Source organism: Paenibacillus sp. GYB003 (assembly GCF_036577625.1).
Classification (GTDB): Bacteria; Bacillota; Bacilli; order Paenibacillales; family NBRC-103111; genus Paenibacillus_AB.
The window spans coordinates 116,113-129,808 of sequence record NZ_JARBDC010000005.1 but is presented as its reverse complement, the minus strand read 5'-3'; the positions used below and the strand labels follow the sequence as shown (position 1 = coordinate 129,808).

At 60.8% G+C, this 13,696-nt stretch carries 12 protein-coding genes; 6 read left to right on the top strand and 6 right to left on the bottom strand.

Going from position 1 to position 13,696, the window contains the following annotated elements; translation table 11 throughout:
* Positions 1–108 precede the first annotated feature (108 nt).
* Positions 109–336, bottom strand: coding sequence for an aspartyl-phosphate phosphatase Spo0E family protein (locus PV407_RS04065; protein WP_332088590.1), 228 nt, complete (start codon positions 334–336; stop codon positions 109–111).
* A gap of 168 nt (positions 337–504) precedes the next feature.
* Between PV407_RS04065 and PV407_RS04060 the strand changes: the two genes are divergently transcribed.
* Positions 505–1,212, top strand: a complete 708-nt coding sequence (locus tag PV407_RS04060) for a response regulator transcription factor (protein ID WP_332088589.1) — start codon at positions 505–507, stop codon at positions 1,210–1,212.
* On the top strand, positions 1,209–2,273 hold the full coding sequence (locus tag PV407_RS04055) for a sensor histidine kinase (RefSeq protein WP_332088588.1): 1,065 nt from the start codon (positions 1,209–1,211) through the stop codon (positions 2,271–2,273). Before PV407_RS04060 ends, PV407_RS04055 begins: the two co-directional genes overlap by 4 nt.
* A gap of 161 nt (positions 2,274–2,434) precedes the next feature.
* Here the strand turns inward: PV407_RS04055 and PV407_RS04050 are convergent, their stop codons facing one another.
* Complete coding sequence (locus PV407_RS04050) at positions 2,435–2,698, bottom strand: hypothetical protein (protein ID WP_332088587.1); 264 nt, start codon at positions 2,696–2,698, stop codon at positions 2,435–2,437.
* 273 nt (positions 2,699–2,971) lie between these two features.
* Here PV407_RS04050 and PV407_RS04045 point away from each other — a divergent pair, with 273 nt between their 5' ends.
* Both PV407_RS04045 and PV407_RS04040 read left to right on the top strand, forming a co-directional pair.
* Positions 2,972–3,754: an ABC transporter ATP-binding protein gene (locus PV407_RS04045; protein WP_332088586.1), complete on the top strand. Its 783-nt coding sequence runs from the start codon at positions 2,972–2,974 to the stop codon at positions 3,752–3,754.
* Complete coding sequence (locus PV407_RS04040; RefSeq protein WP_332088585.1) at positions 3,726–5,651, top strand: ABC transporter permease; 1,926 nt, start codon at positions 3,726–3,728, stop codon at positions 5,649–5,651. Before PV407_RS04045 ends, PV407_RS04040 begins: the two co-directional genes overlap by 29 nt.
* A gap of 115 nt (positions 5,652–5,766) precedes the next feature.
* On the opposite strand, the gene PV407_RS04035 is transcribed toward PV407_RS04040, so the two are convergent.
* Positions 5,767–7,545, bottom strand: a complete 1,779-nt coding sequence (locus tag PV407_RS04035; RefSeq protein ID WP_332088584.1) for an ABC transporter ATP-binding protein — start codon at positions 7,543–7,545, stop codon at positions 5,767–5,769.
* Positions 7,514–9,331, bottom strand: coding sequence for an ABC transporter ATP-binding protein (locus tag PV407_RS04030; protein WP_332088583.1), 1,818 nt, complete (start codon positions 9,329–9,331; stop codon positions 7,514–7,516). Before PV407_RS04030 ends, PV407_RS04035 begins: the two co-directional genes overlap by 32 nt.
* A 455-nt stretch (positions 9,332–9,786) precedes the next feature.
* Between PV407_RS04030 and murQ the strand changes: the two genes are divergently transcribed.
* The gene (gene murQ, locus PV407_RS04025) at positions 9,787–10,680 is read left to right on the top strand and encodes an N-acetylmuramic acid 6-phosphate etherase (protein ID WP_332088582.1); all 894 of its coding nucleotides are present in this window, start codon (positions 9,787–9,789) and stop codon (positions 10,678–10,680) included.
* A gap of 130 nt (positions 10,681–10,810) precedes the next feature.
* On the opposite strand, the gene PV407_RS04020 is transcribed toward murQ, so the two are convergent.
* Positions 10,811–11,575, bottom strand: a complete 765-nt coding sequence (locus tag PV407_RS04020) for a sulfite exporter TauE/SafE family protein (RefSeq protein ID WP_332088702.1) — start codon at positions 11,573–11,575, stop codon at positions 10,811–10,813.
* Between the two features lie 208 nt (positions 11,576–11,783).
* Between PV407_RS04020 and PV407_RS04015 the strand changes: the two genes are divergently transcribed.
* Positions 11,784–12,629 carry an AraC family transcriptional regulator gene (locus PV407_RS04015; RefSeq protein ID WP_332088581.1) on the top strand — a complete coding sequence of 282 codons (846 nt, stop codon included), beginning with the start codon at positions 11,784–11,786 and terminating at the stop codon, positions 12,627–12,629.
* Positions 12,630–12,745: 116 nt separating this feature from the next.
* On the opposite strand, the gene PV407_RS04010 is transcribed toward PV407_RS04015, so the two are convergent.
* Complete coding sequence (locus PV407_RS04010) at positions 12,746–13,513, bottom strand: sugar phosphate isomerase/epimerase family protein (RefSeq protein WP_332088580.1); 768 nt, start codon at positions 13,511–13,513, stop codon at positions 12,746–12,748.
* Between the last annotated feature and the right edge of the window lie 183 nt (positions 13,514–13,696).

Sequence of the window (13,696 nt, the reverse complement as noted above, 5' to 3'; positions counted from 1 at the left end):
CGGCGGGAATCCGCAGCCTTTTTGGCTTATAAATACATTCGATGAGTCCGGAGCGGGGACGGGCCGAAAATCGGACGCCGGTGCGGCTATTTGGTGTTCCGTGAGCGGCTAGCGGCGGCAGGGCGATCCGTCGACCGCCGAAACGGAGGAGCGGCGCGGCAAACGTCGATGCTGACGCGGGATGCGGACCTTGGTCTGTCGAAGTCCCGTATAATACTCGTTCAGGAGCAGATCAAGCCGTTCCGACAGCGTAAGGATCGTCGGATCGTTCAGCGGCACTTCGTTGAGTTCCATTCGAACACGCTCGATTTCCTTCAAAAGCATGGAGCTTGTCATCGACACACACCTCCCCGTATAGTTACCGATTATTAACCGCTTTCCCTCCGTTTGAACCATGATTCCAAGCCGTTCCGGCACGCGCTTCGTGCGGCTTTTTTTCCTTTTTGGACGAGCCCTTTGTATAATGAAAACAAAGCAGCGTTCCGGAAGGTGGTTTGCAGCGGTATGTACAAAATGATGATCGTCGAGGACGACGACAAAATCGCGACGATACTCGGAAGCTATTTGGACAAATACGGCTACGAGCCGGTTCGCGTCACCGATTATCGCAACGTCAAGCAGGCGTTCGTCCGGCTGGAGCCGCACCTCGTGCTGCTCGACATCAATTTGCCGCAGTACGACGGGTTTTACTGGTGCCGCCAAATTCGCACGGTTTCGAACGTGCCGATTTTGTTTTTGTCCGCGCGCGTAGGCGAGATGGATCAGGTGATGGCGATCGAGAACGGCGGGGACGACTACATTACGAAGCCGTTTCACCTCGAAGTCGTCATGGCGAAAATCAAAAGCGCGCTGCGCCGCACGTACGGCGAATACGCGTCCGCTCCGCAGGCGGCGTCCGACCTGGTCGAAGTGGAAGGCTTGCTGCTCGACCGAGGGCGGGGGACGCTCGAATGGCAAGGACGGAAAACGGAGCTGAGCCGCAACGAAGCGAAGCTGGCCGAGCAGCTGATGCGTCGGGCCGGACAGATCGCCACCCGGGAACAGCTGCTGGAGGCGCTGTGGGACGACGTGTCGTTCGTCGACGACAATACGCTGAACGTCAACGTGACGCGGGTGCGCAAAAAGCTCGAGGAGATCGGCATCGAGAAGGCGATCGATACGGTTCGCGGTCAAGGCTACCGGCTGCTCGTCACCTGGAGGGAACCGACGTGAGCCTGAAACAGTACTTGGCCGACCGGATCGGCTATATCGCGCTCTATTTGCTTCAAACGGCGCTGATCCTGCTCGTCGTCGAACTCGACCTGCTGGGGCAGCACGCCGCGCTCGGCTTCGACAACGTGCTTTACGTGGCGATCTTGACCGTCGTCGGCCTTCTCGTCTTCCTGACGGTCGACTATGTCCGGAACCGCCCGTTTTACCGGCAGCTGTCCGGCCTGCTCGAGCAAAGCTCGGACATCGACGACGCGCTGCGGCTGCAGGACGCCGCGACGCGGGAGCAGCAGGCGGTGCGGGCGTTCGTCATGGCCCAGTACGGCCGATATATCGAGCGGCTCGAGCAGTTCAAGCAGCAGCAGCAGCTGCACCAGACGTTCGTGCGCCAGTGGGTGCACCAGATGAAGACGCCGGTGTCGGTCATCGACCTGCTCGCCCAGCAGGCGGAAGGGGCGGGCAAGGAGGAGACGGCGGCGCTCGTCGCCAGCATGCAGGAGGAGAACGAGAAGCTGGCGCACGGGCTGGACATGATGCTGCACACGGCCCGGATCGAAAAGTTCGAGCTCGATCTGCACGTCAAGCGCGTGGAGCTGATCGGCGCGATTCGCGGCGTCATCAACGAGCATAAGAAAGCGTGCATCCGCTACCGCATTTTCCCGAAAATCGAAGCCGGCGCGGACGAGCTATGGGCGGAAACGGACGAGAAATGGATCGGCTTCGTGCTGAACCAGCTCATAACGAACGCGATCAAATATTCGAAGCCGAAGGAAGGCGCGAAGACGCTGCTCGTGACGGCCGAGGAGGGCGGCGGGCTTTGCCGCATCGTCGTGAAGGACGAAGGCATCGGCATCGCCGAGCAAGATTTGCCGCGCATTTTTCAGCCCTTTTTTACCGGGGAAAACGGCAGGCGCGTGGCGGAGTCGACGGGAATGGGTCTTTATTTGGCGCAGCAGGTGTGCGGCCGGCTCGGCCATCGGCTGGAAGCGAGCTCGACGCTCGGCGTGGGCACCGAGATGACGCTGACGATCGCGCAGCAGGCGGGCATTCATCGGTTTGGCTGAAGCCTGAGCATACCGATCGGGAACGCAAAAAGGAATACTCGTGTATCGAATCCGCGGATTCGATTTTTTTCTTTTCAAGCTTGAGATGGAATGGCGGCATGAAAGGATGGTCGAGGAGGAGGGTGCGGAAAGGAGCGAGTAAAAAGAGGGCGGCCGCCCTCTTACTCCGGAAGCAGCCCGCTATCTTGGATTTCCCGATGAATGACGTCGGTGAATCGGTCCAAGCAGTTGCAAAAGTAATCTCTGCGGCAGATCGGACACGGGACGGTCAGCAATCTGGTGACGCTGCTAATTTTCCAATCGGGATTTTTCTCGTAAAAAATCCGGCATTTCGTCTTGTCGGCGAACGTGGCTACGAACTGGTACAGTCCCTGCTCCTCGTTCGAATCCGATTTTTGAAGGTCGGTAACATAAAATTGATGCAAGTTCATCACCCTACAATTCGTATGGACTGGACGTGATGCTTTATAGTATACCATATTTGCTTGCCGTGCAAACCGGTTGTTTTGCAGGTTCCCGCAATTTCCGGCGACCATCCGGCGGAAGCCGGTCGGATGCAATAAGACCGTAAGCCGAGTATGACAAAACTGTAAGGTTGCTTCCGACGGTTGAAAGCTTGATCGATAGAGCCGGGCCGCCCGCCCTTGGTAGACTGGAGCAGGAACGAATCGCAAGGCAAGCCGGGGGAGGAAACTGCAATGACCGTTTTAAAAGCGCAGGCGTTATCGAAAATATACGGAGCGAAGCATAGCGGCGTCACCTATCGGGCGCTGGATCAGTTCGACCTGGAGGTCGGGCGGGGGGAATTCGTCGGCGTCATGGGACCGTCCGGCAGCGGCAAAACGACGCTGCTGAACCTGCTGTCCACGATCGACAAGCCGACGTCGGGACGCATCGAAGTGAACGGCACCGACCCGGGCAAGCTGAACAACAAGCAGCTCGCCCTGTTTCGCCGCAGGGAGCTAGGGTTTATTTTCCAGGATTTCAACCTGCTCGAAACGCTTTCGATTAAGGAAAACATCGTGCTGCCGCTCGTGCTGGACAATACGAAGGTCGACGAAATCGAGCGGAGGCTGGCGGAGATCGCCGACGTGCTCGGCATCTCGCATATTTTGAACAAGCGCACGTACGAGGTGTCCGGCGGGCAGCAGCAGCGGGCGGCGATCGCGCGCGCGATCATCCACCGGCCGTCGATCGTGCTGGCCGACGAGCTGACGGGCAATTTGGACTCGAAGTCGGCGAAGGATGCGATGGAATCGCTGCAGCGGCTGAACGAGGAGCGGGAGACGACGATCCTGATGGTGACGCACGATCCGTTCGCCGCGAGCTATTGCCGGCGCATCGTCTTCATCAAGGACGGGAAGCTGTTCTCGGAAATTCGCCGAGGCACGAACCGCCCGGCGTTTTTCGAGCAAATACTCGACGCGCTCAGCGTGCTGGGAGGGAATTTCGATGACGTTTCGACATCTCGCCCGGAGTAACGTAAGAGGCAATTGGCGCCGGTACATCGCCTTCTTTTTGAGCAGCACGTTTTCGGTCATGATCTTTTTCATTTACGCGGCGTTTCTGTTTCACCCCGACGTCATCAGCGGCAATATCCGCGCGGCGGACAAAGTGCGGTACGGCATGATTTTGTGCGAATACATCATCGTCATCTTCTCGTTTTTTTTCGTGCTGTATTCGATGTCGGCGTTTCTGAAGTCGCGGAAAAAAGAGTTCGGGCTGCTCAGCTTGTTCGGCATGACGAACAGGCAAATCGCCAAGCTAGTCGTCTATGAAAATACGCTGATCGCCGTGCTCGCGATCGCGGTCGGCATCGGCTTCGGCGCTTTGTTTTCCAAGCTGTTTTTCATGGCGCTGGCGGAGCTGCTGCAGGTGGAAAGTCCGATCCGTTTCATTCTCGCGCCGAAGGCGATCTGGCTGACGATCGTCGGCTTCCTCGCGCTGTTCGAGCTCATTACGCTGTTTACGCTTCGCAGCGTCGGCCGCAGCCAAATCGTCGAGCTGCTGAAGGCGGCCAAAAAGCCGAAAAGCTTGCCGGCCGCGTCCAAATGGCTGACGGCGCTGTCCGCCGTTTGTCTCGCCGCGGGCTATTATATGGCGTTTCAGGCGAAGCTGCAGACGATCCTGATTTACATGCTGCCGATTTTGGCGACGGTCATTCTCGGCACGTACTTTTTGTTCACGCAGGCGAGCGTCGCGATATTGCGGCGGCTGCAGAAGGCGAGCGGGCTGTATTACCGGCATACGAACCTGGTGACGATCGCGCAGCTCGTGTTCAAAATGAAAGACAATGCGCGCACGCTGTTTATGGTGTCGATTTTGAGCGCGGTCATTTTGACGGCGACCGGTACGTTTTACGTGATGTACCAGGATACGACCAACCGGACCGTAGGCAATAATCCGCAAACGTTCGGTTTCGCCGAGCGCGGAGTCGGCGCGCACAACATCATTCATCCGGACGAGCTGAAACGGATCGTGGCGGACAACGGATTCCAGCTGGCGTACGAAATCCGGCTGACCGGCGTGCCGGTTCCGATTACGCTGGAGCAAATGAACAACACGCAGACGAAAACGCTGCTCGTGCCGGAAGCCGAATATAACCGGGGCGCCGGGCTGACGAACCGCAAACCGCTTCAGGTCGAGCCGGGGCATGCGTCGTACGTGTTTCCTTACAAGGAAGTCGCCGTCGATTTTTTCGCAAAGGGCGCGAAGCTGGAAACGAATGCGGCCGGCAAGCCGGTGTCCGTGCAGATCGACGGGCAAATCAACGGAGGCGTGATCAACGCGAACATCGGCTTCACGGGCATGCTCGTCGTGGACGACGGCGATTACGCCGAATGGACGAAAGGCATACCGGACAACGACAAAGTCGTTTATTACGGCTTTGAAATCGGCAACTGGGAAAAATCGCTCCCCTTATCGAAATCGATCGAGAGCGCAATCCCGCCGAGCGAGCGGAAATATTTCGTCAACCGGGTCGAAGATTATTTGAACTACAAGCAGTTCAATTCGCTCACGCTGTTTATCGGCATGCTCGTCAGCGTCCTGTTTTTCGTCGCGTCGGGAAGCATGCTGTACTTCAAGCTGTTTACGGAAATTCAGGACGACCAGGCGCAGTTCAAAGCGCTCGCCAGAGTCGGCATGTCGGACGAAGAAATCCGTTCCGTGACCGGCAGGCAAATCGGACTTATTTTCTTCATTCCCGTCGCCGTCGGCGCCGTCCATGCCGCATTCGCCTACAAGTCGCTCGGCAACATGCTCGGCACGGCCGTATGGCATTACGGATTGGTCGTCATGGGCATTTACGCGGCGATGCAGTTCGGGTACTTCGCGTTGGCGCGCCGGGCGTATATGAAGCAGCTCAAGCAAGGGTAGCGCAAAAGCCGCGGAGGACTGGCCGTCGCCGATCCCGTCCGCATGCAGGAGCCCGCAATACGGCCCCGGAATCATGGCGATTTCGGGGCTGTCACTTTGGGCTCGGCCGGCTTCATTACAAGCTTCGCCTCGATCGGTTCCCGGCGGCGTGCTCGCATAAGCTGCGGAACAACGTCGGGCCGGCCAGCAGCTCCTCGTACGTGCCGCTTTCCGCGAGCGAGCCTCCCTGCAGGACGAGGATGCGGTCCGACCGCTTCGCGACCTGGAGCCGGTGCGTAATGAACAGCAGCGTGCAGCCCTTCAGGCCGCCGGTCAGGTTGAGCAGCAGCCGATGCTCGGTTCCCGGATCGAGCGCCGAAGTCGCTTCGTCGAGAACGAGTATCGAAGGCTTGCGAAGCAGCGCGCGGGCGATGGCGATACGCTGGCGCTCTCCGCCGGACAGCTGCAGCCCTTGCTCGCCGACCCGGGTGAACCAGCCGTCCGGCAGACGGGATATCCATTCCTCCAGCTCCGCCAACCGAACCGCTTCGCGGACCGCCTCCGGATCGGCATCCTCGCTGCCATAGACGAGATTGTCCCGGATCGTGCCGCTTCGGAGGCGCGTCTCCTGCGTGATGCAGAGCAGGTGACGGCGCAGCCAGTCGCGGTCGAGAGCGGGAAGCGGGACGCCGTTCACGCTGATGATGCCCGACGAAGGCCGGCGAAGTCCGAGCAGCAGGTCGGCGAGCGTCGATTTGCCGGAGCCGCGGTGCCCGACGACGGAGACGACGGAGCCCGGAGCGATCCGGAAGCTTACATCGCGCAGAGCGAGCTTCCCGACGCCGTCTCCTTCCGCGCCTTCGGGGTAACGGAAGGAAAGCCGGTCCGCTTCCAGCGTAAGCGGCCCTGCCGGAACGGCGCTTCCGCCTTCGCGGGCCGCCGGGCAGGCGATCTCGGCGACCCGGTCGACGGCGGGCGCTACTTTGATCGCCGCGAGCGCCATCCCGATGAGCGATACGCCGAACGGCCGCAGCCAAGTATAGACGGCCACGAAGGCGACGAGCGAGCCGACGGTCATCCGGCCTTCCAGCACGAGCCAGCCACCGGCCCCGTACATGATGACGAGGAAAGAGGCGCCCAGCGCGGCGTTTGCGAGCTGCACCCGGTAATCGGTCATTTGTCCGCGCTTCGTATGGCCCCATTCCCGGCGCAGGCAGTCCCGCAGCGCGGCGAGCGCCTTGCCCTCTTGACCGGCCGCTTTCAGGAAGGGGGCGGCGGAGACGATCTCCCGCACCGTTTCGGCGACGAGCGAATTATGACGCGCCGTTTCCGCCGCTCTTTGTTTGACGCGGCCGCCGAGCGACGATAGGAGGAAGGCTTGGCCGGCCCACAGCAGCAGCACGACCGCTCCGAGGCCGGGGTGCAGCGCGAGCAGAACGGCCGAACCGACAACGATCGTCACGACATGGAACAGCATGAAGCCGAGGTTTCCGTTCGCCAATTCGCCGATCGCATACGTATCGTTCAACATGCGAGCAAGCAGGTCGCCCGGCGAATGACGGAGCTTCCCGAGCGGAAGACGCTGAATGCCGTCGTACAGCTCGGCCCGCCCTTGTCCGGTCAGACGGATCATGAACCGGCCGAAGTAGTCCTCGGCGATGATCATCGCGCTCCCCGCGATCGGCGCGGCCACCATGACGATGGCGACGATGACGAGAAAGCTCCAGTCGCGCGACGGCAGCACGGTTTCCAGCATATATTTGGTTAGGAGCGGCGGTACCATGTAGAGCAAGCTTCCGATCACGTTTTTCAGCAAAATAAGGACGAGATTCGGCCAGCGAGGTCCGATATGCGTCTTGACATACGTCCATACGGCCGACCGGCTAGCGGACGGCGCCCGCATGCTGCCGTTCATGTGCCGGACCTCCTTCCGGGTCGAATTCGATCGCATCCCCGCCGAAAGCCGAGTCTTGCTCGCGCTCCCGCCGCCACAGCTCGGCGTACAAGCCTTGCCGGCGCAGAAGCTGTTCGTGCGTGCCTTGCTCGACAAGCTCGCCGCGATCCAGCACGAGAATCCGGTCGGCCAGGGCCGCTCCCCGCAGTCGATGGGTGACGCTGATTCGGGTTATGTCGGACGCGTATAGGCGAAGCGCTTCGTACACGGCCGTTTCGGCCTTTTGATCCAGCGAGGAGGTCGCCTCGTCGAGCAGAAGCAGGTCCGGCCGCTTCACCATCGTTTGCGTCAGCGATACGAGCTGGCGCTGTCCGCCGGACAGCCGTCCGCCGGCCGCGCCGATATCGGAGTCGTAGCCTTCGGGCAGCATCGACACGATGTCCGCCGCGCCGAACGCTTCCATCCACCGATCGAGCGTCCGGCGGTCGGCTTCCGCCAAATAAGTCAAATTGCGCTCCAGGCTGCCGCCGAACAAAGCCCCCTCCTGCATCACATAGCCGACGCGCGAACGCAGCCGCGTCGCGTCAAGTTCGCGAAGCGGCACGCCGCCGATCGCAATCTCGCCTTCCGAAGGCTCGCGGAGACGCACGATCAGCTGGAGCAGCGTGCTTTTGCCCGCGCCGCTCGGACCTACGATCGCTACATGCTCCCCGGGAGCGACCGTAAACGTAACGCGGCGCAGCAAATCCCCCCGGTCGCCGGCGACCCGTACGTTATGAAACGAAATCGGCAGCCCGCGGCCGCGCGGCAGCTCGCGAAGACCGTCCCGCAGTCCCGGCTCCGCCGGCAGTCGGGCGTAGTCCATGATGCCCTGGATTCTTACCCGGATATCGGCGAAGTTCACGTATAGGCCGAAAAACGAGCGTACCGGCGCGTTAAGGGCCGGAATATAGGCGATGATCGTGACGAGCTGCCCGACGGTCGCGTCGCCCGAAACCGTCTGCCAGCCGGCGAACAGGAAGACGAGCGCGGGAGCCAGCGAATCCGGAATGCGCGGAAAGGTGCGGTACAAGCTGTCCGCGACGTTTTCCTGAAATTTCAGATCGCCCCATCGGCTTTGTTCGGCGGCAACCGTTTCGTATTCCCGGCGTTCGGTCCCGTACAGCTTGATCTGCTTCACCGTTTCCAGCTTCTCCAGCAAGCTTTGCCGAATGCGGGCGTCGTGGGCGGCCAGTTCCTTCCGGGCCTGTCCGCGCTTGCGGCCGAATCGGTGAACCGGGATGAACAGAATGACGTATGCGGCAGCGAGACTGACGGCCAAAAGCCAGTTCCAGCCGCCGATGACGACGATCGCCGCGCAGGCGAGCAGCAGCTCCTGCATGAAGGCGGGAAGCGAGGACAAGCCGAACTGCTGGATCATGCGCGTATCCTGCGTGAGCCGCTGCAGCAGTTCGCCTCGCGGCGTTCGCGCGAAGAAGGAGGACGACGTGCGCAAAACGGCCGAAAGCGTATGTTCGGTCAGCTCGTAGGTCAGACGGAGCATCGTCTTGGACGATACGTAGCCGCGAAGCTGCGAGCAAAGCTCCAGCGCGAGCAGCGCGGCGAGAAGCGTCGCGGCAAGCGGGACGAGACCGTTTCCTGCATGCATGGCGATCGCGTCCGTCAGTCGGCCGATGAGCAGCGGGGCCGCAGCGCCGCATGCGGAAGCGGCGACCGTCAAAGCCGTAATGACCAGCAGCGATCGCTTGGAGCGGCGAAATTGCTTGAAGAAGAACAGGAACCATTCGGGAATCGGCATGAGCCTCATTTTGTATTCACCGCCCCTAAAAGATGGAAAGTGCCCCTATCGTAGCAGTCCGATTTCGGGAGGGTCAAACGCGAAAAACAAGTGTTCGTTTTTTTGCAAAAAAGCGAATATACGTTCGTTAGGCCGGGCGGCGACATTTTCAGAAAATGAAAGCTCGCGATTGCTCGTCCGTTCTTTTCTTTTCGAACGATTTGGCCGGCTTGACGGAGAGGGCGGGGCAATCCCGCAAGCGGCAGGGGACCGGCGCCGATTCGATGTTCGTGCTTTACAGAGAGAGGAACGGTCTTCTATAATAGTGGAGGATAGCTCCTTTTTTGAATTGTTAATATGGAAAAAGTTTTCGAAACAAGCGGTTTAACTCCGTTCCGTGCTAGTTCGGGGGGTTCCCTAATGCAGTAACAACCAGACAGGAAAAATCCGCCTTAAGCGGCAATTCGCAAGGAGGAGATACGAGGATGGAAGCGGACGGCTCCATTCGCCTGCTCGACACGGAGCAGGTCAACCCGCGCACGCGGCATCTCGATCAATGTTCGACGCTGGAGCTGCTCCAGCTGATGAACGCGGAAGATTTTCGCGTCCCCGCCGCCGTGGCGGAGGCGCTTCCCGCCGTGGCGGAAGCGGTCGAGCTGATCGCCGCCGCCCTGCGCGCCGGCGGGCGCCTGTTCTACGTCGGCGCGGGCACGAGCGGGCGTCTCGGCATGCTCGACGCATACGAGTGCCCGCCGACGTTCGGCACGGCGCCCGGGCTCGTGCAGGCGCTCGTCGCGGGCGGCGTGGCGCGGGATCGGGCCGACGAATCGGCCGAGGACGATCCCGCGCTGGGCGCCGCCGACTTGGCCGGCCGCGGGCTCGCGGCGGGCGACGTCGTCGTCGGCATCGCGGTCGGCGCGATGCGCCGCGCCAAGGCGCTCGGCGCCTCCGTCGTCGGCTTGTGCAACAACCACAATACGCCGATGGTCGGCATTGCCGACCTGGTGATCGAAGCGGTCGTCGGTCCCGAGGTGATTCTCGGCTCGACCCGGATGAAAGCGGGTACCGCCCAGAAGCTCGTGCTGAACATGCTGACGACGACGGCGATGATCCGCATCGGCAAAGTATACGGCAACCTGATGGTCGACCTGCAGCCTACGAACGAGAAGCTCGTCTACCGGTCGAAACGCATTATCCGCATGGCGACCGGGGCTTCGCCGGAGCAAGTCGACGAAGCGTACCGGCTCGCCGGCGGCCACGTGAAGACGGCGATCGTGATGATTTTGGCCGGCGTCGGCAAGGATGAGGCGTGCAGGCTGCTCGAGCGAAGCGGCGGCTTCGTCAGCGGCGCGATCGACCCCGCGGCGCAAAAAAGCTGAATAGCCTAAAAAAACGGAGCCCGAAATCGTATCGGCTCCGTTTTTGTTTCGCGAACAAACGAAAAGCCCTCCCGCTTCTGCCTGACAAACGGAGGGCTTTTTGCCGGCCGGTCAAGCCGGATGTGAAAAGCTACAGCAGCTTGATGCCGCTGATCAAAATAAGCGACGCCATCACGGCGCGAAGCGGTTTGGCCGGTACCTTGGCGCTGAGCGAGCTGCCGACCCAGACGCCGGGGATCGAGCCGATCAGCAGCTGGAAGGCGAGGCCGAAATCGACGTTGCCGTAGCTGGCGTGCAGCAGCCCGGCCGCCGTCACGAGCAGCAGCGCATGGGCGATATCGGTGCCGACCAGCCTCGCCGCGGAAATCCGGTACAAATACATCAGCGCGATCGCGAACAGCGAGCCCGAGCCGATCGACGTCAATCCGACGATAAAGCCGAGCACGAAGCCGATCGCGATCGTCAGCAGCTTTTTTTGCTCGACCGGCTTTTGCTGAATCCGGTTTTCTTTCCCGTTCCGGTCCAGCAGCTGCTTGACGATCGTCATGACCGCCACGACGATCAGCATCATGCCGAGCGCGTTGCGGACGATTTGCTCCTGATGACGATACAGCGATTCGAACTGATGGAGCGCCAAGATCGAGACGACCGCTCCCGGAATGCTGCCGACCGCCAAGTACAGCACGAGCCGCATTTCGACCGTCTTCTGGCGCAAATGCTGAATCGTCCCGAACAGCTTCGTGACCGAATTGTAAAAGAGGTCGGTTCCGACCGCGAGCGTCGGATTGATGCCGACCAGCACGAGAACGGGCGTCAGCAGCGAAGCGCCACCGACGCCGGTCAATCCGACCAAAAAGCCGACAAGCAATCCGAGCAGCGAGATGCCCCAGTCCATCTCCATCGTTTCATCCTCCGCGCAAATCCGATAATTATACTAGGATTATAGGGGATTTCATCCAACCTGTAAACCATTTATTTTATGCGCGGACGCCCATCCTCGTTTCTTGTCCGCGAACGTCCCGGCGCGATTTGCGTTTTTCCGCGCCGCGCCCTTACAATGAAGGCAAAACGTTCGTCCGACAAACGAAGGGAAGCGTGAAACGATGCAGTGCGAAGTGCTCACCGCCGGTTATTCGTACCATACGAAAGCGTTCGTATCGGCCCGGCAAGTTCTTCCCCACTATTTGATCCGGTTCCAGTCCGAAGGGCGCTGCAAGGCGCTGATCGGCGGCGAGCTGCGCACGGTTGCGGCCGGCGATCTGATGCTGTTCAAGCCGGGCGATCCGTACGAGCTGCGCGTCGAAGCCGAGCCGCAGCCGTCCGGCGAGGTGGCCGTCGCCAGCGGCGACTACTACTTTTTTTGCCGCGGCGGCTGGCTCGACGAATGGTGGGCGCAGCGGTCCCGCCCGACCGTCGCGACCATCCCGCTCCACGACACCGTGCTCGCGATTTGCCGGCAAATCGTGCTCGAGCATTACCGCGGCAAGCGGACGTACAAGCCGATCGCCGACTATTATATGCGCATTTTTTGCATGACCGTCGATCGCGAAATGACCGAGCACACCGCTTCGGAAAGCGGCGGCAAGTCGTTTCTCGCCCAGCGGATGCGCAATTACGTGGAAGAGCGCGCCCTTGCGTCGTTCAAGCTGGAGGACGTGGCGCAAAGCGTCGGGCTCAGCCCTTCCCGCGCCGTCCATCTGTTCAAGGCGTGCTTCGGGCAAAGCATCATGCAGTACGCGCTGCAAATCCGGCTCTCGATCGCGAAGGAGCGCATGCTGTACAGCCCGATGTCGCTCGAGCAGATCGCCGAGCAGTCCGGCTTCAGCAGCTACTCGTATTTTCACCGCATGTTCCGGGCGCACTTCGGCCTGTCGCCGAAACGGTTCCGGCAACAGCTGCTCGGCCAGACGGCCGGCGGGAAGACGGACGCGAACCATGTCGAACGATAGCGGTTTCGCCAACGAAAAGACCGCTCCCGGCCTCCCCAGGCCGAAAGCGGTCCTTCAATGCGGCTGTTCAATCCCGCCGCCGACCGACGCGACGCTTGCCGGACATCCGGAGGCCGTCAGGCCAAGCCGTTGTCCTTGATCCATTTCATGCTGTTCGCCATCGCGACGAACGGCGGATTTTGCGTGTTGTCCTGCTCGTAAATGAGCCATTCGACGCCGGCCGCGGCCGACGCTTCGGCGATCGCGTGCAAGTTCACGTCGCCCGTGCCGAGCTCGACCGTCAGCCATTTGCCCTCTTCCGTGCGGCGGACGTCCTTGAAATGAACGAGCGGTACGCGGCCGCTGTACTTGCCGAGATAAGCGACCGGATCGTAGCCGGCGACATAAGCCCAGCAAGCGTCCAGCTCGACCTTCACCGCATCGGAAGGCGCCGCGGCGAACAGAGCGTCGAACGCCGTCTCCCCGCCCACCTGATCCTCGAACTCGAAGGAATGGTTATGGTAGCCGAACGCGATGCCTTGCTCCGCACATTTGCGGCCGATCGTCTCCAGCAGGGCGAACGTTTCCTTCCACGCCTGCTCGCTGTCCCGGTATTCTTTGCCGAGCCCCGGACAAACGATATATCGGCTGCCGATCGTCTTGTTGAAGGCGATTTCTTCGTCCAGCGCGTCCCGCAGCCGTCCGATGCCGACATGGCTGGCGATCGACACGAGGCCGAGCTCGTCCAGCAGCTCCTTCAGCTTGCCCGCTTCCATTCCGCCGTAGCCGGCGAATTCCACTCCGGCGAAGCCCGCTTCCGCCACTTTGCGAAGCGCTCCTTCGAAATCTTTGGACGTTTCGTCGCGCAGCGTATACAATTGAATCCCGACTTTACAGGAACTCATGCCCGTTCACCCCGTTTACAGTTTGTTCGTAACCATCTAACCATAGCGCGCGCGCGTTTGTACATGCAGGAATCGGGAAAAAGATGGCGAATCTGGCTATCAATCTGTCGCTAAGCATTCTCCGCATGACGAGCGGATAGGCAAAAGCCCCGTTCGGACATCGTTGTCCGGACGGGGCCTTGC